Here is a 20,874-nt window from a genome sequence, read left to right on the forward strand (position 1 = left end):
CGGGGTCACCATTCACGAGCGGACCGCGGTCACCGCGGTCCGGGCCGGCGCGGCGGTCACCGCGGCCGGCACGGTACGAGCGCCGGTGGGGTCAGTTGCCTAGGAGGCGGGAGAGGGTTGTTGCGCGGCGGGAGGGGCGGTTGGTGCGGATTTCCGTCGCGTCGGCGTTGGTCAGCACGCGTAGGGCGGCGTTGACGGCCAGCCACCGCAGCGGCTCGGGCTCCCAGCGGCGGGAGCGGTGGTTCACCCAGGGCAGGGCGGTCAGCTCGGTGCGCTCACCCCGGATCAGGTCCGCCAGGGTGCGGCCGGCGAGGTTGCTGGAACCCACCCCGTCCCCGACGTAGCCGCCCGCCCAGGCCAGCCCGCTCGCCCGGTCGAAGCCGACGGAGGCCGCCCAGTCCCGGGCCACCCCCAGCGGGCCTCCCCAGGTGTGCGTCACCGGCACATCCGGGCCGAGCGCCGGGAAGAGCTCCCCGAGCGTCCGCCGCAGAGCCGCGAAGACCCGTGGCTCGCGGTCGTAGCCGGGGGAGACCCGGGACCCGAAATGGTACGGAGCGCCACGCCCGCCGAAGGCCAGCCGACCGTCCGCGGTGCGCTGCCCGTAGATGATCACGTGTCGGTGGTCGGAGAACGTCTCCCGGCGGGCCAGTCCGATCCGCTCCCAGGTCTCGGGCGCAAGCGGTTCGGTGGCCACCATCAGCGAGTACACCGGCGCCACGGCGCGGCGCTGACCGGGCAGCGTGGGCGTGTACCCCTCGGTCGCCCGGACCACCACCGGCGCTCGTACCGTGCCGGCCGCGGTGACCGCCGCGCCGGCCCGGACCGCGGTGACCGCGGTCCGCTCGTGAATGGTGACCCCGAGACGTTCCACCACCCGGGCCAGGCCGCGGACCAGCTTCGCCGGGTGCACCGCCGCGCAGTGCGGGGTGTACGTCCCACCGCGTACCCCCTCGGCGGCGCAGCGGGCGGCGGCCTCGCCGGGGTCGAGGAGCGCCAGGTGCTCCGCGCCGAAACCGAACGCGCGGGCCTCGTCCACGGCGGCCCGGGCCCGGGCGAGCTGCGGGCCGGTGCGGGCCAGGGTGACCGTGCCGCCGTCCGCCCAGTCGCAGTCGATGCCCTCCGCCGCGACCACCCGGCCCACCTCGCGCACCGTCTCGTGCAGGGCCCGCTGCATGGCGACCGCCGCGTCCCGGCCGTGCCGGCGGGCCAGGCCGGTCAGCGACGTGGGAAAGAGCGCGGAGCACCAGCCGCCGTTACGGCCGGACGCGCCGTACCCCGCGATCTCCTTCTCCACCACGATGATCCGCAGCGCCCGGTCCGCCCGGGCCAGGTGGTACGCCGTCCACAGCCCGGTGTACCCGGCGCCCACGATCACCACGTCGGCGTCCGCGTCACCGGGCAACGCGGGCCGAGGTGTCAGCGGCTCGTCCAGGGTGGACAACCAGTACGACAGCTCCCGATAGTGGGACGTCACGGCCGCACCGCCGGTCAGAGCCGTGCCCACGCCTCGGTGAGCACCGTTCGTAGAATCTGCTCGATCTCGTCGAAGTGCCGCTGCTCGGCGATCAGCGGCGGGGCGAGCTGCACGACGGGGTCGCCCCGGTCGTCGGCCCGGCAGTAGAGCCCGGCCTGGAACAGCGCGGTGGAGAGGAAGCCGCGCAGCAGCCGCTCCGACTCGGCCTCGTCGAAGGTCTCCCGGGTCGTCTTGTCCTTGACCAGCTCGATGCCGTAGAAGTAGCCGTCGCCGCGCACGTCGCCGACGATCGGCAGGTCGTTGAGCTTCTCCAGAGTGGACCGGAACGCGTTCTCGTTGGCCCGTACGTGACCGACCAGGTCCTCGCGGGCGAAGACCTCCAGGTTGGCCAGGGCGACCGCGCAGGAGACCGGGTGGCCACCGAAGGTCACCCCGTGGGCGAACATGCCGGTCTCGGTGAGGAACGGCTCCATCAGCCGGTCGCTGGCGATCATCGCGCCGAGCGGGGCGTACCCGGAGGTGATGCCCTTGGCGGTGGTGATGATGTCCGGCTGGTAGCCGTAGCGCACGGCGCCGAAGTACTCGCCGAGCCGCCCCCAGGAGCAGATCACCTCGTCGGAGACGAGCAGCACGTCGTACGCGTCGCAGATCTCCCGTACCCGCTCGAAGTAGCCGGGTGGTGGTGGGAAGCAGCCGCCGGAGTTCTGCACCGGCTCCAGGAAGACCGCGGCGACCGTGTCCGGCCCCTCCCGCTCGATCGCCCGGCCGATCTCGTCGGCGGCCCAGCGGCCGAACGCCTCGGGGTCGTCGCCGTGCTCGGGCGCCCGGTAGAAGTTAGTGTTCGGCACCTTGATCCCGCCGGGCACCAGCGGCTCGAAGTCACTCTTGATCCCGGGCAGGCCGGTGATCGACAGCGCGCCCATCGAGGTGCCGTGGTAAGCGATGTACCGGCTGACCACCTTGTGCTTGTTGGGCTGGCCGGTGCGCTTGAAGTAGGCCCGGGCCAGCTTCCACGCCGCCTCGACGGCCTCGGAGCCGCCGGTGGTGAAGAAGACCCGGTTCAGGTCGCCGGGGGTGAGTGACGCGATCTTCTCGGCCAGCTCGACGGCCTTGGGGTGGGCGTACGACCAGAGCGGAAAGTACGCCAGCTCGCCGGCCTGCTTGGCGGCCGCCTCGGCCAGTTCGGTGCGGCCGTGGCCGGCGTTGACGACGAAGAGCCCGGCGAGCCCGTCCAGGTAGCGGCGGCCCTGCGCATCCCACACGTACGCGCCCTCGCCGCGCACGATGGTCGGCACCTCGCCGGCGGAGTAGCTCGCCATCCGGGTGAAGTGCATCCAGAGGTGGTCGGTGGCGTTGGCCATGTCAGCCCCATCGGTCGTCGGGCCGGTCCAAGGGGTGACGCCGGCCGCTCTGCCCACGGTTATCGCACAGCACGACCCGTGAAAGCAAGTGTGATCGATGGTAGTTGGGCGGCATGGCGACGGATTCAGCGATAAGCTGCCTTACTCGCGACGGAATCCGCACGCCGCGGTCGGCCTGTCAGGTTGGTGGATTGTCGGCCGGGTGGGCCTGCCGGGTGATCCGTTGTTCGTCGGCCACGATCCACTCCGTTTCGCCGATGTTGGGGTGCTGATCCACTCGGGATCAAGGAATTCGGGCTGTCGGCGCGGCGTGGACACCGCGACTTCCGGAAAGTCGAGTGGATCAAGGGACGGCGTGCGCGTCAGGCCGTACCCCAGGTGTAGGTCTGCTTGCGCAGCTTGAGGTAGACGAACGCCTCTGTGGACAGCACGCCGGGTACCGCGCGCAGCCGTTGCAGGATCTCCAGCAGGTGGTCGTCGTTGCGGCAGACCACCTCGGTGAGCAGGTCGAACGACCCGGCCGTGATCACCACGTAGTCGACCTCCTCCAGCTCGGCCAGCCGGTCGGCCACCGCCTCCAGGTCGCCGTCGGTACGCAGGCCGATCATCGCCTGGCGGGGGAAGCCGAGCTGTAGCGGATCGGTCACCGCGACGATCTGCATCACGCCGGAGTCGAGCAGCCGCTGTACCCGCTGACGAACCGCCGCCTCGGAGAGCCCGACCGCCTTGCCGATGGTGGCGTACGGCCGGCGGCCGTCCTCCTGGAGCTGTTCGATGATCCGCTTGGCCACGTCGTCCAGCAGAGCGTGATTGGCGCCTTCACGGACAGCGACGCGTCGGCCGCCGTTGCCGTTCTCGTGCTGCCGGTTCGTCATCGTCCGCTCCCCATGTCCTGAATCGTGATGTCGCGCGTGTGTCCTCGCGCAGTCTGGCGTATTTCGTCGTGCATCGCTAACACCGCAACGGAATCCCTTGTAAGGAAGGTCACCTCATGTCAGGATCAGTCGTCCATGGCACCTGACCCTCCCGCCGGCGCGCCACCCCCGTCCCGCCCGCCGACGATGACCCTTTAGGAGTCGTCATGCGTACTCCCCTCCGGCCCCTCACCCGGCGTGGACTGCTCACCGGCACTCTCGGTTCGGCCGCGCTCCTCGCCACGGGCGGCAGCCTCGCCGGCTGCGGCACCAAGGGCGCGCAGCAGACCGAGGCCGGCTGCGTCAGCGAAGACCTCTCCGGCACCGAGAAGAAGCTTGCCTTCTCCAACTGGCCGCAGTACATGGACGTGGACGAGAAGGACGAGTCCAAGCGACCCAGCCTGGACGGGTTCATCACGAAGACCGGCATCCAGGTCACGTACACCGAGGACATCAACGACAACAACGAGTTCTTCGGCAAGGTGCAGAACCAGCTGGCGGCCTGCCAGAGCACGGACCGGGACCTCATCGTGCTGACCGACTGGATGGCGGCCCGGATGATCCGGCTCGGCTGGATCCAGAAGCTCGACCCGGCGAAGATCCCGAACGTCCAGGCCAATCTGCTTCCGTCGCTGCTCAACCGCTCCTTCGACCCCGAGAACCGGATCTCCATCCCGTGGCAGTCCGGCCTCGCCGGTCTGGCGTACAACGGGGATGTCACCAAGGAGCTGCGCACCGTCGACGAGCTGCTCACCCGTCCCGATCTCAAGGGCAAGGTGACCGCGCTCAGCGAGATGCGCGACACGATGGGGCTGCTGCTCGGCTCCAACGGGCACGACCCGGCCAACTTCACCACCGCCCAGTTCGACGACGCGCTCAACAAGCTGAAGAAGGCCGTCGACTCCGGGCAGATCCGCAAGTTCACCGGCAACGACTACGCACCCGACCTGGCCAAGGGTGACATCGCCGCGTGCATCGGCTGGTCCGGGGACGTCATCCAGCTCTCCAGCGAGAACGAGAAGGTGCAGTTCGTCGCGCCCGACTCCGGCGTGATGCTGTTCAGCGACAACATGATGGTCCCCAACAAGGCCACCCACAAGGGCAACGCCGAGGCGCTCATCAACTACTACTACGAGCCGGCCGTCGCCGCGACGCTCGCCGCGTACGTCAACTACATCTGCCCGGTCAAGGGCGCCCAGGCCGAGATGGAGAAGATCGACCCCGAGCTGGCCGCCAACCCGCTGATCTTCCCCGATGAGGCGCTGCTGTCGAAGTCCAAGGTGTTCATGGCCCTGGACGAGAAGCAGGAGAAGGAGTACGAGGGCAAGTTCCAGCAGGTCATCGGGGCGTGACGGAATGACGCGCGAGACACCGGCCGGCGACCTGCGCCTGGCCAACCTCACCAAGCGGTTCGGCATCTTCACCGCCGTCGACGACCTCAGCCTGACCGTTCCGCAGGGCTCGTTCTTCGCCCTGCTCGGCGCGTCCGGCTGCGGCAAGACCACCACGCTGCGCATGATCGCCGGCCTGGAGGAGCCGACCAGCGGTCAGGTGCTGCTCGGCGACCGCGACATCGCGCGGCTGCGGCCGTACAAGCGGCCGGTCAACACCGTGTTCCAGAGCTACGCGCTCTTTCCGCATCTGAACATCTTCGAGAACGTGGCGTTCGGGCTGCGCCGGCGCGGCATCCGCTCGGTCGACGACGAGGTCCTGCGGATGCTGTCGCTGGTGCAGCTCGACGGCTACGGCAACCGCCGCCCGGCACAGCTCTCCGGCGGCCAGCAGCAGCGGGTGGCGCTGGCCCGTGCGCTGATCAACCAGCCGCAGGTGCTGCTGCTCGACGAGCCGCTGGGTGCGCTCGACCTGAAGCTGCGCCGGCAGATGCAGATCGAGCTGAAGCGGATCCAGACCGAGGTGGGCATCACGTTCGTGCACGTCACCCACGACCAGGAGGAGGCCATGACCATGGCCGACACCGTCGCCGTGATGAACGCCGGCCGGATAGAGCAGCTCGGCGCGCCGGCCGACATCTACGAGTTCCCGGCCACCGCGTTCGTCGCGAACTTCCTCGGCCAGTCCAACCTGCTCGCCGGCGAGGCCGCCGGCACCGCCGGCGGCGAGGTGGCGGTGACGGCACACGACGCGCGGTTCTCGGTGCCCGCCGGCCGCGCCCGGGCCGACCGTGGCCCGGTCCACCTGGGGGTACGCCCGGAGAAGCTGCAGCTGGTCGGCTCCGCCGACCAGGTGCCCGCCGGCCAGCAACACGTGACCGGGGTGGTCACCGACGCCTCCTACGTCGGCGTCAGCACGCAGTACCTGCTGCGGACCGGCTGGGGCACCGAGCTGTCGGTCTTCACGGCCAACAGTGGAGCGGTGGCTCAGGTGCCGGTCGGCAGCGAGGCCGTCGCGTACTGGGATCCGCGGCACGCGTTCCTGCTGCCCCGGGACGCCGCCGACAGCGACCGGACCGCGCCGGTGGTCGACGAGCCGGTGGGTGCGTCGTCGTGACCGTCCTGGCCCAGGTGCCGACGGGATCGGGCCAGCCGCCGCCCACGCCGCCGGCAGCCCGGTCCGGGCGGCACCGCCTGCTGCCGTACCTGTTGCTGCTGCCGGGCGCGGCCTGGCTGCTGATCTTCTTCGGCGTGCCGCTGCTGCAGCTCGCCGCGGCCAGCCTCTACGACCCCAGCGGCTCGCTCTCCACCGGGTACGCGATGACCTGGGCGTTCGGCAACTACCCGGACGTGTTGCAGGCGTACTGGCCGCAGTTCCTGCGCTCGTTCGGCTACGCCGGCGTGGCCCTGGTGCTGGCGCTGCTGCTCGGCTACCCGCTGGCGTACGCCATCGCGCAGAAGGCCGGCCGCTGGAAGAACCTGCTGCTGGTCTGCGTGGTCGCGCCGATGTTCACCAGCTTCCTGGTCCGCACGCTGGCCTGGAAGACCATCCTGTCGGACAACGGCGCGCTGGTCGGCGTGCTGCGCGACGTGCACCTGCTCGCCCCGGACGGCCGGTTGCTGGCCACCCCGTTCGCGGTGGTGCTCGGCCTCACGTACAACTTCCTGCCGTTCCTGGTGCTGCCGCTGTACGCGAGCCTGGAGCGGCTGGACCACCGGCTGCTGGAGGCGGCCAGCGACCTGTACGCGAGCCCGGTGCAGGCGTTCCGCCGGGTGACGCTGCCGCTGTCCATGCCGGGCCTGGTCGCCGGCACGCTGCTGTTCTTCATTCCGGCCAGCGGCGACTACATCAACGCCGAGCTGCTCGGCACCCCGAACGAGTACATGATCGGCAACGTCATCGATTCGGCGTTCCTGGTCCGGCTGGACTACCCGCAGGGCGCCGCGCTGTCGTTCCTGCTGATGGCGGCGATCCTCGCGGTGGTCTTCGGCTACCTCCGTCGGGCCGGCACGGAGGAGGTGCTCTAGATGAGAGTGTCCCGCTGGTTGGCCGACCGCTGGGTGATGATCGTGGCGCTGCTGGTGCTCGGCTACCTGGCGCTTCCGATCCTGGTGGTGGCCGGGCTGTCGTTCAACCGTCCGTCCAGCCGGCTGTCGTACGACTTCAACGAGTTCACCCTGGACAACTGGCGTCAGCCGTGCGCCACGTCGGACATGTGCGACGCGGTTGTCCGCAGCGTGCAGATCGGTTTCATCGCCACGGTGGTCGCCACCGTGCTCGGGACCCTGATGGCGTTCGCGCTGGTCCGGCACCGCTTCCGCGGTCGTTCCGGTGTCAACGTGCTGATCTTCCTGCCGATGGCGACCCCGGAGCTGGTGATGGGCACCTCGCTGTTGGCGCTCTTCGTCTCCGCCGGGGTGCCGCTGGGCTTCTGGACGATCGTCATCGCGCACGTGATGTTCTGCGTCTCGTTCGTGGTGGTGACCGTCAAGGCGCGGCTGGCCGGGATGGACCGGCGGCTGGAGGAGGCCGCCATGGACCTCTACGCCAGCGAGTGGCAGACCTTCCGGCGGATCACCCTGCCGCTGGTGCTGCCCGGCATCGTGGCCGCCGCGCTGCTGGCCTTCTCGCTCAGCTTCGACGACTTCATCATCACGAACTTCAACGCCGGCACCACCGTCACGTTCCCGATGTACGTCTGGGGCGCTGCCCAGCGGGGCATCCCACCGCAGGTCAACGTCATCGGCACCGCGATGTTCGCGATCGCGCTGCTGCTGGTCGGGCTCAGCTCGCTGCGGGGGCGGCGGGCCCGCCGCGCCGATCTGCTGGCCGGTCCGGCCCCGGCTCATCCGGCCCGTCGGTCGTCATGACCCTTCCGCACACCGGCCGGGCGCTCGCCGACGCGGCCCCCGTGCCGTACTGGCTCGACCGTCCGGACCGCCCGGACCCGCTGCCGCCGCTCACCGGCCCGCGGACCGCCGACCTGCTGGTGATCGGCGGCGGGTACAGCGGGCTCTGGGCCGCCCTGCTGGCCAAGCAGGCCGACCCCGACCGTGACGTGCTGCTGGTCGACGCGGGCACCTGCGGCTGGGCCGCGTCCGGGCGCAACGGCGGGTTCTGCGCCGCCTCGCTCACCCACGGCCTGGCCAACGGCGTCGACCGGTTCCCCGACGAAGTCGGTGAGTTGGAACGCCTCGGCCGGGAGAACCTGGACGCCATCGCCGCCACGGTCGCGAAGTTCGACATCGACTGCGACTTCGAGCGCACCGGCGAGCTGGCGGTCGCCGTCGAGCCGTACCAACTGGCCGGGCTCGCCGACGACGCGGAGCTGGCCCGCCGGTACGGCCACCGGGTGCGGCTGCTGGACCGGGACGAGGTGCGCGCCGAGGTGAACTCGCCGACGTACCTGGGCGGGATGTTCGACGCCGACCGGGTGGCCATGCTGGACCCGGCGAAGCTGGCGTGGGGGTTGCGCCGAGCCTGCCTCCACCTCGGCGTCCGGGTGCACGAGCACACGCGGGTGACGGGGCTGCGCGCCGACGGCCCCGCGCTGCACGCGCGGACCGCCGGCGGGTCGGACGGCGCGCCCGGGTCGGTGCGGGCCCGGCGGGTGGTGCTGGCCACCAACGCCTTCCCGCCGCTGCTGCGCCGGCTGCGGGCGTACCTGGTGCCGGTCTACGACCACGTGCTGATGACCGAGCCGCTCAGCCCGGCCCAACGCGACGCGATCGGCTGGCGCAACCGGCAGGGGCTGGCCGACACCGGCAACCAGTTCCACTACTACCGGATCACCTCGGACGGGCGGATCCTCTTCGGCGGCTACGACGCGGTCTACCACTACGGCAACCGGGTCGCCCCCGAGCTGGAGCAGCGCGAGGCCACCTTCACGACTCTCGCCGAGCACTTCTTCACCACGTTCCCGCAGCTCGCCGACGTGCGCTTCAGCCACCGCTGGGGTGGCGTCATCGACACCTGCACCCGGTTCTGCCCGTTCTTCGGCACCGCGTACGGCGGTCGGCTGGCGTACGCGGCCGGCTACACCGGTCTCGGCGTGGGCGCCACCCGCTTCGGCGCCCGGGTGCTGCTCGACCTGCTGGACGGCGGGGACACCCCGTTGACCGGGCTCGATCTGGTCCGCCGTAAGCCACTGCCGTTCCCACCGGAACCCGTCCGCTCGGTCGGCATCAATCTCACCCGCTGGTCACTGGCCCGCGCCGACGCGCGCGAGGGCCGGCGCGACCTCTGGCTCCGTACTCTCGATCGTCTCGGTTTGGGGTTTGATTCCTGATGCGTGTCCTGCTCGTCGGCGCCGGTGGCGTCGGCTCCGCCGCCGTAGCCATCGCCGCCCGACGCTCCTTCTTCGAGACCATCGTGGTCGCCGACCACGACCCGGGTCGCGCCGAGCGCGCCGTCGCCGGGCACGGGGACCGCTTCGTCGCCGCCCAGGTGGACGCGTCCTCGGCCGAGGCGGTCGCCGCGCTCTGCCGGGAGCACCGGATCACCCACGTGCTCAACGCCGTCGATCCGCGTTTCGTCATGCCGATCTTCGACGGCGCGTTCGCGGCCGGCGCGGACTACCTGGACATGGCGATGTCGCTGTCACACCCGCACCCGTCCCGCCCGTACGCCGAGACCGGGGTGATGCTCGGCGACGCGCAGTTCGCGCTCTCCGACGACTGGTCCGCGGCCGGCCGGCTGGCGCTGTGCGGCATCGGTGTCGAGCCCGGCCTGTCCGACGTCTTCGCCCGGTACGCCGCCGACGAGCTGTTCAGCGAGATCGACGAGATCGGCGTCCGGGACGGGGCGAACCTCACCGTCGACGGATACGACTTCGCGCCCTCGTTCTCCATCTGGACGACGATCGAGGAGTGCCTCAACCCGCCGGTGATCTGGGAGAGGGACCGGGGCTGGTACACCACCGAGCCGTTCAGCGAGCCGGAGGTCTTCCACTTCCCCGACGGGATCGGGCCGGTCGAGTGCGTCAACGTGGAGCACGAGGAGGTGCTGCTCATCCCGCGCTGGGTCAAGGCCCGCCGGGTCACCTTCAAGTACGGCCTCGGCGAGGAGTTCATCGAGGTGCTCAGGACGTTGCACAAGCTCGGGCTCGACTCGACGGCGCCGGTCAACGTGCGCGGCGTCCAGGTGTCCCCGCGCGACGTGGTGGCCGCCTGCCTGCCCGACCCGGCGACCCTCGGTGAGCGGATGCGCGGCAAGACCTGCGCCGGCACGTGGGTGCGCGGCCTGGGCCCGGACGGGCAGCCGCGGGAGGTCTACCTGTACCACGTGGTCGACAACGAGTGGTCCATGCGGGAGTACGGTCACCAGGCAGTGGTCTGGCAGACGGCGGTCAACCCGGTGGTCGCGCTGGAACTGCTCGCCGGCGGCGCCTGGTCCGGCGTCGGGGTGCTCGGCCCGGAGGCGCTGCCCCCGGTGCCGTTCCTCGACCTGCTGGCCGGCTACGGGTCGCCATGGGGGATGGAGGAGCGATGAGCCGCTACGGAGCCATGTACGGGCCGGACGTCACCTTCCTGGGCGTGGACCGGTGCGCGCTCGACGACGCCGGGTCGTACGCCGACGCCGACGTGGTGATCGTCGGTGCTCCCTTCGACGGCGGCACCTCGCACCGGCCCGGCACCCGGTTCGGGCCGTCGGCGATCCGCCAGGCCTGCTACCTGGCCCACGACGGCTCCCGCCCGTCGCTCGCCCTGCGTGTCGACGCGCTGCGCGACCTGCGGGTGTACGACGCCGGCGACGTGGAGATGTTCTCCGGGGACATCGAACGTTCGCTGGGGGCACTGGAAGCCGCGGTGTACGCCGTGTCGTCCTCCGGCGCCATCCCGGTGGTGCTCGGCGGGGACCACTCCATCGCGCTGCCGGACGCCACCGGTGTGGCCCGGCAGCACGGGCACGGGCGCGTGTCGCTGGTGCACTTCGACGCGCACGCCGACACCGGAGAGATCGAGTTCGGCTCGCTGCACGGGCACGGCCAGCCGATGCGCCGGCTCATCGAGTCCGGCGCGGTACGCGGCGACCGGTTCCTCCAGATCGGGCTGCGCGGCTACTGGCCCGGCCCGGACATCCTGTCCTGGATGGCGGAGCAGCGGATGCGGTCGTACGAGATGACCGAGCTGGTCGCTCGTGGCCTCGACCCGTGCCTCACCGAGGCGTTCGCCATCGCGGTCGACGAGTGCGAGGGAGTGTTTCTCTCCGTCGACGTGGACGTGGTCGACCCGGGGATGGCGCCCGGCACCGGCACGCCCGAGCCGGGCGGCCTGACCTCGCGGCAACTGCTCGACGCGGTCCGCCGGGTCTGCTACGAGCTGCCCGTCGTCGGGGTGGACGTGGTCGAGGTCGCCCCGCCGTACGACCACGCCGACATCACCGCGTACCTGGGCAACCGCGTGGTCCTGGAGGCGCTCTCGGCGATCGCGCGCCGCCGACGAGACGCGGCCGGCGGTCCACCGTGGAACCCGCGACAGCCTCTCCTGGACGCCCGCTGATAAACGGTGATTCGCGGCGTTGATGCCCGTGTGGGGCCGCACGATCGGCCCCGCCCGGTCCGGCCGAGCGGAGGCCAGGCATGTCGTCCCGTCGCCGGCCAGAAACGGTCGGGCGGCGGGGCTTCGCCCCTCGATCAGCGGCGAGGGAGCGAACGGCGCAGGTGACGAGCGCTACGGTGGATATTGCACGTCGTGATTGCGACGACACTCATCGCCGTGACGATGTATCCGCCGCCCGCGCCCCGCCCGCCCGCCGCCCCGAACTGGTTCCGCCGGGCCAGCCCGGGCCGCCGCGTGGCCGTGATCCTCGGCTCGGTTGCCCTGTCGTTCCTGCTGCTCTGCTGCGCCGGTACCGCCATCGTCGGCGCGCTGGTCGGCGATCCGGAGCCCACCCGGACCGGCACCGCGGCCGAGCAACCGCAGCAGCCCATCGTGGCGGCGCCCGCCGAGCCGACCGAGGAAGCCCCCGCGCAGGAGGTGTCGCCGGTCGCCGAACCCTCTGTTCCCGCCGCTCCCTCGCCGACCTCAGCCCCGTCCAGCGCCGCAGCCGCGTCCAGCGCCGCAGCCGCGCCCGTGGTGCAGGTGACCACCGTGACGGAGCGAGCCACCATCCGGTACGGCCAGCGGACTGTCAAGGACTCGTCCCTCGCCGAGGGCAAGCGGGTCGTGCGGACCAAGGGCGTCAACGGTGTGAAGACGCTGACCTACGAGGTGACCACCACCGACGGCGTGCGGACGGCCAAGAAGCTGGTCAAGTCCGTCGTGACGAAGCAACCGGTGACCCAGGTCGTCGCCGTCGGCACCAAGAAACCGCAGCAGGCGACGTGCGACCCGAACTACAGCGGCTGCGTCCCGATCGCCAGCGACGTCGACTGCAAGCCCGGCAGCGGCAACGGCCCCGCCTACGTCACAGGCCCGGTCAGGGTCATCGGCGACGACATCTACGACCTGGACCGCGACAACGACGGCTACGGCTGCGACTGATCCCGCGGCGCGCCCAACGGTCACGCAGCGTCATCTCGTGCGGCGGGGGACTGGGTTTCGAGCGTGATACCTCTGAGTCATATTTATGCCTCAGAGGTATCACGCTCTCCAGCGCGGCATGCCTCCGCTGCCCACGCCGCTGGTAAGGGGTGACCTAGGCGGCCAGGTGGGAGCGGATGAGGAAGCGGAGGCCGTCGGGGGCTTCCAGGGAGAAGCCACTGCCTCGGCCCGGGACCACGTCGACGGTGAGCCTCGTGTGTTTCCACAGCTCCCACTGGGCGGTGGACATCCAGAACTCGACCGGCTCCGGCACCCCGTCCACGACGAGCGAGGCGAGCAGGACGTCGGACGAGCCGGTACGGAACTCACCCGCCGGGTAGCACATCGGGGCACTGCCGTCGCAGCAGCCGCCGGACTGGTGGAACATCAGCGGCCCGTGCCGCCCCCGCAGCGACCGGATCAGGTCGGCCGCCGCGGGGGTCACGGAGACGACGGACATCAGAAGAAGCCGAGCTTCTGGGTCGAGTAGCTGACCAGCAGGTTCTTGGTCTGCTGGTAGTGCTCCAGCATCATCTTGTGGTTCTCCCGGCCGATGCCGGACTGCTTGTACCCGCCGAACGCGGCGTGCGCCGGGTACGCGTGGTAGCAGTTGGTCCACACCCGGCCCGCCTGGATGGCCCGCCCGGCCCGGTACGCGGTGTTCATGTCCCGGGTCCACACGCCCGCGCCCAGCCCGTACAGGGTGTCGTTGGCGGTCTTCACGGCGTCGTCGAGGTCGGCGAAGGAGGTCACCGAGACCACCGGGCCGAAGATCTCCTCCTGGAAGACCCGCATCGAGTTGTCGCCCTCGAAGATCGTCGGCTCGACGTAGTACCCGCCGGACAGTTCGCCGCCCAGGTCCGCGCGGGAGCCACCGGTGAGCACCTTGGCGCCCTCCTGCCGGCCGATGTCCAGGTAGGACAGGATCTTCTCCAACTGGTCGTTGGAGGCCTGCGCGCCGATCATCGTGTCGGTGTCCAGGGGATGCCCGGCGACGATCGCTTTCGTGCGGTCCACCGCCGCGGCGAGGAAGTCGCTGTAGTGGCCCTGCTGGATCAGCGCCCGTGACGGGCAGGTGCAGACCTCGCCCTGGTTGAGGGCGAACATGGTGAAGCCTTCCAGCGCCTTGTCCAGGAATTCGTCGGAAGCAGCGCTGACGTCGTCGAAGAAGATGTTCGGGCTCTTGCCGCCCAGTTCCAGGGTGACGGGCTTGATGTTCTCGCTGGCGTACTGCATGATCAGCCGCCCGGTGGTGGTCTCACCGGTGAACGCCACCTTGGCCACCCGTGCCGAGGATGCCAGCGGCTTGCCGGCCTCCACGCCGAAGCCGTTGACGATGTTGAGCACGCCCGGCGGCAGCAGGTCCGCCACCAGCGACAGCCAGTAGTGGATCGATGCCGGGGTCTGCTCGGCCGGCTTGAGCACCACGGCGTTGCCGGCGGCCAGCGCGGGCGCCAGCTTCCAGGTGGCCATCAGGATCGGGAAGTTCCACGGGATGATCTGCCCGACCACGCCGAGCGGCTCGTGGAAGTGGTACGCGATGGTGTCGTCGTCGATCTCGCCGAGCGAGCCTTCCTGCGCCCGGATCGCCCCCGCGAAGTAGCGGAAGTGGTCGATGGCCAGCGGGATGTCGGCGGCCATCGTCTCGCGGATCGGCTTGCCGTTCTCCCAGGTCTCGGCGATGGCCAGCGACTCCAGGTTCTCCTGCATCCGGTCGGCGATGCGATTGAGGATCAGCGCCCGCTCGGCCACCGAGGTGCGCCCCCAGGCGTCGGCGGCGCCGTGCGCGGCGTCCAGGGCCTTCTCGACGTCCGGGGCGGTGCCCCGGGCCACCTCGGTGAAGGTCTGCCCGGTGACCGGGGTCGGGTTCTCGAAGTAGTCGCCACCGTGCGGCTTGACGTACTCGCCGCCGATGAAGTGGTCGTAACGGGACTGCCAGTGGGTGGGCGCGTCGTAGCGCGTCATGGTTACCTCCGCCGTCGTTGTGCGGGTGTGCCGACGGCGACGGTAGTTTCAGGAACGTTGCAGCCACGTTGCGCGCGGTAGGTCGTACTCCCCGGCGAGCTGGTCGATGCGGGCGAGCGCGAGCGGCCGGCGTGGCGCGCCGGTGGGCAACGCCCGCGCCAGGGCCTGCCACGCGGTCAGGTCGTCGGCCCCGGCGGACGTCGCGGTCCAGGCCGCGAGCAGCGCCGGGTCCGCGGTGGCCAGCACGGCCGCGCGGAGCTGGCCGTCGATGAGCCGGCGGAGTCGCGTCACTCCCGGCGCGTCCGAGCCGGGTAGCAACGGCCCGGAGTACGCGTCGAGCGCGCCCGCCGGATCGCCCTGGTCCAACCGGTCGGCGACGGTGGTGAAGTCGGCGCGGACGGTGCCGCGCAGCCGGTACGGGCGGGAGTCAAGCAGCTCGGGGCCGAGCACCCGGCGTAGCCGGGACAGCTCCGCGCGCAGGGTGACCGGGTGCAGCCGGTCGTCTCCGTACAGGTCGAGGCCGAGCTGTTCGCCGGTACGTCCCTCGGGATGGTGCAGCAGCAGCACCAGCAGCTCGCTGTGCCGTCGGCCGAGCCGGAGCCGTCGCCCGTCGACCCGTAGCTCCGCCTCGTCCCGGCCGAGCGCGGTCACCGTGGCGACGCCGGGCTCCACCGGTCGGTCGGTGGCGAGCTGCGCCTCGGCGGCCCGGGCGGTGGCCCGGACCAGCGCCAGACTGTGCGGGTTGGCCAGGTGGTCGCCGCCGGTGATGTCGACGGCGCCGAGCAGCCGCCCGGTGGCCGGGTCGTGGATCGGGGCCGCGGCGCAGGTCCAGCGCTGCACCGGCCGGCTGAAGTGCTCGGTGGCGAAGATCTGCACGCTGTGGTCGACGGCCAGCGCGGTGCCGGGGGCGTTGGTGCCGGCGTGCCGCTCGTCCCACAGGGCGCCGGGCACGAAGTTCATCCGCTCGGCGTGCCGGCGCACCCCCGGGTGGCCCTCCACCCAGAGCAGCCGCCCGTACGCGTCGCAGACCGCCATCAGGTGCGCGCCGTCCTGGGCGATGCCGCCCAACAGGTCCCGGAACAGCGGCAGCACCCGGGCCAGCGGGTGAGCGGCCCGATAGCCCGCCAGCGCGTCGTCGGTCAGGTCGATCGGCGGGGTGGCCTCCGGGTCGAGCCGCGCCGACCGTTCCCACGAGCGGCGGACCACTTCCCGCACCCGGTGCGGTGCGGCGCCGGCGGCGAGGAACGCCTCGTGGGCGGCGCCGACCTGCGCGATCCGCTCCGCCGGATCGACGCCGAATTCCAGGGCGAGCCACGGGTCAGCCATCGGGCGACCTCCTCGGCCCCCATCGTGACGCAGCTCACCCTCGATCGCCAACCGCCCGGTCTCCCGGGGACGGATGGCGCAAGGAGCATGGCGTGGGGACGAAGCCGACGCAGCCTGGCTTGCACTGGTTTGTCCGGCGGGCGGTGCGGTGGAGGATGGCTCGGCGGGTGCTTACAGAACCCTTAACCCCGGCCTGCGACGGTATGCCGGACGAGCTGAACCACGGGGAGCGGAAGCGTGCGGGTGCTGGTGGCGGACGACGAGCGGTTGTTGGCGGACACGGTGGCCGAGGGGCTGCGACGCCTCTCGATGGCCGTCGACGTCTGCTACGACGGCGACGGTGCGCTGGAGCGGATCGGGGTGAACCGGTACGACGTCGCGGTCCTGGACCGGGACATGCCGGGGCACACCGGTGACGAGGTGTGCCGCAGCATCGCCGGCTCCCAGGTGGGCACCCGGGTGCTGCTGCTCACCGCGGCGGCGGGCATCCGGGACCGGGTGGCAGGTCTGGACCTCGGCGCGGACGACTACCTGACCAAGCCGTTCGCGTTCGCCGAACTGGTCGCCCGGGTGCAGGCCCTCGGCCGGCGGTCCACCCCGGCGCTCCCGCCGGTGCTCGAACGGGACGGTGTGGTGCTGGACGTGGCCCGGCACGTGGCCACCCGGGACGGCCGCCCGCTGGCGCTGAGCCCGAAGGAGTTCGCCGTGCTGCACGTGCTGCTGCGTGCCGCCGGGCAGGTGGTCAGCGCCGAGGAACTGCTGGAGCAGGCCTGGGACGAGTTCGCCGACCCGTTCACCAACGCCGTACGGGTCACCGTGATGACCCTGCGCAAGAAGCTCGGCGACCCGGCGGTCATCCACACCGTGCCCAAGGCCGGTTACCGGCTCGGCGGCCCGGCGTGAGCTGGACCCCCCGTCGCCGGGTGCTGCTGGTGGGCCTGCTGGCCCTGCTGGCCGGGCCGCTCCTGCCGACGGTCGGCAGGTGGCTGGCGGGGCTGATCTGGTTCCGTGGCCAGGAGCTCTGCGACCTGCCCGTGCCCGGTCTGCTGGACGTCTGCGGGTCGGTACGCCAGAGCGCGTTCGTGCTGCCCGTGGGGGCCGTGCTGGTCGTGGTCCTGGCCACCCTCGTGGCGCTCTGGTTCGGTGCGGCGTGGTGCCTGCGTCCGGTCCGCGACCTGGCCGGGCCGATCGAGCACCTGGGCCCGCAGAACCTCGGCCACCGGATCCGGCCCCGCGGCAGCGACGAACTGGCCCGGCTGGCCCGGGCGATCGACGAGATGATGGAGCGGGTCTCCGCCGGGTACGAGGGGCAGCGGCGGTTCGCCGCGAACGCCTCGCACGAGCTGCGCACTCCGCTGGCGGTGCAGCGGACGCTAATCGAGGTCGGGATGGCCCGGTCGCTCACCGCTGAGCAGTTGGAGCTGTTGACCGGCCAGCTGCTGGAGACCAACGAGCGCAACGAGCGGCTGATCGAGGGGCTGCTCGCGCTCAGCGAGTGCGAGGAGGGACTGCGCTCGCGTACGCCGCAGCGGCTCGACGAGATCGTCACCTCGGTGCTCACCGGGTACCTGGACCGCGCCCGGGACGCCGCCGTGACGATCGACAGCCACCTCACGCCCCGGGTCGTCGTCGGCGAGCGGGTGCTGCTGGAACGCCTGGTCACCAACCTGGTGGAGAACGGGATCAAGTACAACCGGCGCGGCGGCTCGCTGACCGTCACGGTCGGCGGCACGCCCGCGCTGTCCGTGGTCAACACCGGGCAGCCCGTGCCGGCCGAGGCGGTGGCCAGCCTCTTCGAGCCGTTCCGCCGCCTCGCCCGGGACCGCACCTCGCACGGCGGCGGGGCCGGCCTCGGCCTGGCCATCGCCCGCTCGATCACCCAGGCGCACGAGGGCATCATCGCGGCCCGACCCGCCGAGCACGGCGGCCTGCGGGTGGACGTGCAGCTACCCACCCCGCCCTAGCACCCAGAACCCACCAGCCCAAGGGTCCGCGTCTCGCGGCATCCCTGCCTCCGGCGTGCCCGAAAACGACCAGCTGTGCGGACCGAACCGGCGCCAGCCTCGACCGAAGGAGAACCCATGTCACCCACCGCCGCGCCGGCCGTCCTGCACCGCGCCGACATCGAGGAGACCGCCCGCTGGCTGTCCCGCCGGGTGGTCCGTACTCCGGTGCTGCGATCCCCGGTGATCGACCGGCTGGCCGGGGCCCGGGTCCTGCTCAAGGCGGAGAACCTCCAGAACGGCGGCTCGTACAAGATGCGCGGCGCGCTACGGGCGGTCGGCCGGCTCGCCGCGGCCGGCCAGGACGGGGTGATCGCGCAGAGCACCGGCAACCACGCGGTGGCGGTGGCGTTGGCGGCCCGGCAGCACAGGCTCACGGCCACCGTGGTGCTGCCGGTCGACGCGTCCCCGAGCAAGGTCGAGCGGGCGCGGGCGGCCGGCGCGCGGGTGGTGTTCGCCGGCACCGGCGTCGAGGAGCGGGTGGCGGCGGCCCGGAGGCTCTCCGACGAGACCGGTCACCCCGTGATCGACGCGTACGACCACGCGGACGTGATCGCCGGGCAGGGCACCGCCAGCCTGGAGCTGATCGAGCAGGCCGAGCGCGCCGGCACACCGCTTGACGCGTTGGTGGTTCCGGTTGGTGGTGGCGGCGGGGTGGCGGGCGCCTGCCTGGCCGCCGCCGGCACCGGCATCGAGGTGTACGGCGTGGAGCCGGTGGGCTGCGACTCCCTGGCGCGCAGCCTCGCGGCCGGCGAGCGGGTTCCGGTCGCGCCGGCGCCCACGATCGCCGACGGGCTGCGGCCGTCCTGCGTGGGTGAACTGCCGTTCGCCATCCTGCGGACCGCCCTGCGCGGGGTCGTCCGGGTCGACGACGAGGAGATCGCGGCGGCCTTCCGGCTGCTCCTGATGGAGCTGAAGGTGCTGGTCGAGCCGTCCGGGGCGGCCGGTCTGGCCGGCGCGCTGCGGCTCGCCACCGAGGCCGGTGTGCGGCGGCATCGAACGGTCGGCGTGGTGCTGACCGGCGGAAACGTGGAGGCGGAGCTGGTGGCCCGGTTGACGGTCCAGCGGCTCGCCGAGGTGACGACTGTGGAAGGAGCGGCGGCATGAGCGCGCCGATTCGGATCGGAATCCTGTTCGGTGGCCCGTCGGCGGAGCACGAGGTCTCCTGCGCCTCCGCGCTCGGCGTGGCCCGGGCGCTGGCCGGCGGGGGATACCGCACGGTCGCCATCGGTGTCACCCGCACCGGCGGGTTCCGGCTGGTGCCGGACGCGGTGCTGGCCGAGTTGCGCGACCGGCCCGCCGCCGAGCGGGCCATCGACGACCGGCTGACGGTGACCGGGCCGGCGGTCGAGCTGCGCGCCGGTCCCCGCCCGGGCACCGTGCAGGTGTCCGCGGTGAACGCCCCCGGCGCGGTGCACGCGGAGCTGGACGTGGTCTTCCCCGTGCTGCACGGTCCGTTCGGTGAGGACGGGGTGGTGCAGGGGCTGCTGGAGTCCCTGGACGTGCCGTACGTCGGGTGCGGCATCCTGGCCTCGGCGGTGGGCATGAACAAGGTGGCGATGAAGCGGGCGCTGCGCGCCGACGGCATCCCGATCACCCCGCACGTCGCGTTCGACGCGCACACCTACCGGGCGACCGACGACCCGGAGAAGCTGGTGCTGGGGCTGCGTCGCCCGCTGTTCGTCAAGCCGGCCAGCATGGGCTCCTCGATCGGCATCTCCCGGGTCGCGGAGGGCGACGATCTGGCCGCCGCGATCGAGGAGGCGCTCCGCCACGACCAGCTCGTCATGGTCGAGCAGGGCGTCACCGGCCGTGAGCTGGAGTGCGCGGTGCTCGGCGGCTGGCGCCCGGAGGCGTCGGCGGTGGGCGAGGTGCGCGTCGCCGGCGGCTGGTTCGACTACCAGCAGAAGTACTTCGGGAACGCCGACCCCATGATCGTCCCGGCGGTGCTGCCCGACGACGTGACCGAGCGGGTTCGCGAGCTGTCGCTGCGCGCGTTCGCCGCGATCGGCGGCTGGGGCCTGGCCCGGGTCGACTTCCTGTACGACGAGACGACCGGTGAGCTGTACGTCAACGAGCTGAACACGATGCCCGGCTTCACCGCGCACTCCATGTACCCGAAGGTGTGGGCGGCGGCCGGCGTCGGCTACCGGGAGGTGGTGGACCGGCTGGTCGAGCTGGCCCGTACCCGGCACGCGAAGCGCGCCGCGACCGCTGTCCGGGGCGCCCGATGATCCTGCTGTCCGACCCCCGGGTGGCGGCGGTGCCCGGCGGCGACGACGGCGACCCGCTGGTGGACCTGCGTGAGCTGCCGGAGCTGCGGCTGGACGAACGCGCGGCAGACCCGTCCGGCGCGTACGCCCGGCTGCGCGCCGGTGTCGCGGACCGGTTGCTGGCCGCGCAGCGTGCGCTGCCCAGCGGGGTGCGCCTGCTGGTCATCGAGGGGTACCGGCCGTACCGGGCGCAGCTGGCCATCTTCACCGGCTACCGGGACGAGCTGCGCCGGCGGCATCCGGACTGGACCCCGGAGCGGCTGCACCGGGAGACCACCAAGTTCGTGTCGCCGGTCGAGGTGGCCCCGCACAGCACCGGCGGGGCGGTGGATCTGACCCTGTGCACCGACGACGGCGTGGAGCTGGACCTGGGCACGGCCGTCGACGCCACGCCGGAGGACAGCGCGGACGCCTGCTTCACCGACGCTCCCACCATCGGCGCGGCCGCCCGGCGGCACCGGCAGCTCATGGTGGACGCGCTCGGCGGCGCCGGGCTGGTGAACTACCCGACCGAGTGGTGGCACTGGTCGTACGGGGACCGCTACTGGGCGCTGACCACCGGGGCATCGCGCACCCGGTACGGGCCGGTGGACCTGGCCGCCACGTCGATCGGTGCCCGTGTGGGCTGAACGGTAGGGCGCTC

Annotated in this window: 19 protein-coding genes; 13 read left to right on the top strand and 6 right to left on the bottom strand. The window is 71.8% G+C overall.

The features are described from left to right. Positions 1 to 91: 91 nt before the first annotated feature. From EAD89_RS01375 to EAD89_RS01385, 3 genes are all read right to left on the bottom strand, one after another. Positions 92 to 1,474, bottom strand: a complete 1,383-nt coding sequence (locus EAD89_RS01375) for an FAD-binding oxidoreductase (RefSeq protein ID WP_121674448.1) — start codon at positions 1,472 to 1,474, stop codon at positions 92 to 94. A gap of 14 nt (positions 1,475 to 1,488) precedes the next feature. Further along, a complete protein-coding gene (locus EAD89_RS01380) occupies positions 1,489 to 2,835 on the bottom strand; it encodes an aspartate aminotransferase family protein (RefSeq protein WP_121653910.1) in 1,347 nt (448 codons plus the stop codon). Between the two features lie 362 nt (positions 2,836 to 3,197). Then, the gene (locus EAD89_RS01385) at positions 3,198 to 3,710 is read right to left on the bottom strand and encodes an Lrp/AsnC family transcriptional regulator (RefSeq protein ID WP_089017637.1); all 513 of its coding nucleotides are present in this window, start codon (positions 3,708 to 3,710) and stop codon (positions 3,198 to 3,200) included. A gap of 206 nt (positions 3,711 to 3,916) precedes the next feature. Here EAD89_RS01385 and EAD89_RS01390 point away from each other — a divergent pair, with 206 nt between their 5' ends. From EAD89_RS01390 to EAD89_RS01425, 8 genes are all read left to right on the top strand, one after another. Further along, complete coding sequence (locus EAD89_RS01390; protein ID WP_121653911.1) at positions 3,917 to 5,101, top strand: spermidine/putrescine ABC transporter substrate-binding protein; 1,185 nt, start codon at positions 3,917 to 3,919, stop codon at positions 5,099 to 5,101. 4 nt (positions 5,102 to 5,105) lie between these two features. Further along, entirely contained in the window at positions 5,106 to 6,257 is a 1,152-nt protein-coding gene (locus EAD89_RS01395; RefSeq protein WP_121674392.1) for an ABC transporter ATP-binding protein, read from the top strand. Further along, complete coding sequence (locus EAD89_RS01400; RefSeq protein ID WP_121653913.1) at positions 6,254 to 7,168, top strand: ABC transporter permease; 915 nt, start codon at positions 6,254 to 6,256, stop codon at positions 7,166 to 7,168. Before EAD89_RS01395 ends, EAD89_RS01400 begins: the two co-directional genes overlap by 4 nt. Continuing rightward, positions 7,169 to 8,011 (top strand): ABC transporter permease, encoded by an 843-nt coding sequence (locus tag EAD89_RS01405; RefSeq protein WP_121674393.1) that lies wholly within the window; start codon positions 7,169 to 7,171, stop codon positions 8,009 to 8,011. Further along, on the top strand, positions 8,008 to 9,429 hold the full coding sequence (locus EAD89_RS01410) for an FAD-binding oxidoreductase (RefSeq protein WP_121674394.1): 1,422 nt from the start codon (positions 8,008 to 8,010) through the stop codon (positions 9,427 to 9,429). The genes EAD89_RS01405 and EAD89_RS01410 overlap by 4 nt, the downstream gene beginning before the upstream one ends. Continuing rightward, entirely contained in the window at positions 9,429 to 10,631 is a 1,203-nt protein-coding gene (locus EAD89_RS01415) for a saccharopine dehydrogenase family protein (RefSeq protein ID WP_121674395.1), read from the top strand. Before EAD89_RS01410 ends, EAD89_RS01415 begins: the two co-directional genes overlap by 1 nt. Then, on the top strand, positions 10,628 to 11,641 hold the full coding sequence (speB, locus tag EAD89_RS01420) for an agmatinase (protein WP_121674396.1): 1,014 nt from the start codon (positions 10,628 to 10,630) through the stop codon (positions 11,639 to 11,641). Before EAD89_RS01415 ends, speB begins: the two co-directional genes overlap by 4 nt. A 222-nt stretch (positions 11,642 to 11,863) precedes the next feature. Beyond that, positions 11,864 to 12,625: a G5 domain-containing protein gene (locus EAD89_RS01425; protein ID WP_233578101.1), complete on the top strand. Its 762-nt coding sequence runs from the start codon at positions 11,864 to 11,866 to the stop codon at positions 12,623 to 12,625. A 154-nt stretch (positions 12,626 to 12,779) separates the two neighbouring features. Here EAD89_RS01425 and EAD89_RS01430 read toward each other — a convergent pair whose 3' ends face one another. The 3 genes from EAD89_RS01430 to EAD89_RS01440 are packed head-to-tail and all read right to left on the bottom strand — an operon-like array spanning position 12,780 to position 15,955. Continuing rightward, entirely contained in the window at positions 12,780 to 13,127 is a 348-nt protein-coding gene (locus tag EAD89_RS01430) for a DUF779 domain-containing protein (RefSeq protein WP_121653971.1), read from the bottom strand. Next, complete coding sequence (gene adh, locus EAD89_RS01435) at positions 13,124 to 14,629, bottom strand: aldehyde dehydrogenase (RefSeq protein ID WP_121674398.1); 1,506 nt, start codon at positions 14,627 to 14,629, stop codon at positions 13,124 to 13,126. Before adh ends, EAD89_RS01430 begins: the two co-directional genes overlap by 4 nt. Before the next feature lie 48 nt (positions 14,630 to 14,677). Further along, complete coding sequence (locus tag EAD89_RS01440) at positions 14,678 to 15,955, bottom strand: GAF domain-containing protein (protein ID WP_121674399.1); 1,278 nt, start codon at positions 15,953 to 15,955, stop codon at positions 14,678 to 14,680. Between the two features lie 237 nt (positions 15,956 to 16,192). Between EAD89_RS01440 and EAD89_RS01445 the strand changes: the two genes are divergently transcribed. From EAD89_RS01445 to EAD89_RS01465, 5 genes are all read left to right on the top strand, one after another. Beyond that, positions 16,193 to 16,858: a response regulator transcription factor gene (locus EAD89_RS01445; protein WP_121674400.1), complete on the top strand. Its 666-nt coding sequence runs from the start codon at positions 16,193 to 16,195 to the stop codon at positions 16,856 to 16,858. Beyond that, positions 16,855 to 17,919, top strand: coding sequence for a HAMP domain-containing sensor histidine kinase (locus EAD89_RS01450; RefSeq protein ID WP_121674401.1), 1,065 nt, complete (start codon positions 16,855 to 16,857; stop codon positions 17,917 to 17,919). Before EAD89_RS01445 ends, EAD89_RS01450 begins: the two co-directional genes overlap by 4 nt. 117 nt (positions 17,920 to 18,036) lie before the next feature. Next, positions 18,037 to 19,065 carry a threonine/serine dehydratase gene (locus EAD89_RS01455; protein WP_121674402.1) on the top strand — a complete coding sequence of 343 codons (1,029 nt, stop codon included), beginning with the start codon at positions 18,037 to 18,039 and terminating at the stop codon, positions 19,063 to 19,065. Then, a complete protein-coding gene (locus tag EAD89_RS01460; protein WP_121674403.1) occupies positions 19,062 to 20,192 on the top strand; it encodes a D-alanine--D-alanine ligase family protein in 1,131 nt (376 codons plus the stop codon). Before EAD89_RS01455 ends, EAD89_RS01460 begins: the two co-directional genes overlap by 4 nt. Further along, a complete protein-coding gene (locus EAD89_RS01465) occupies positions 20,189 to 20,860 on the top strand; it encodes a M15 family metallopeptidase (protein WP_121674404.1) in 672 nt (223 codons plus the stop codon). The genes EAD89_RS01460 and EAD89_RS01465 overlap by 4 nt, the downstream gene beginning before the upstream one ends. Positions 20,861 to 20,874 lie beyond the last annotated feature (14 nt).

This window comes from Micromonospora sp. BL4 (genome assembly GCF_003667505.1).
Taxonomy (GTDB): Bacteria; Actinomycetota; Actinomycetes; order Mycobacteriales; family Micromonosporaceae; genus Micromonospora.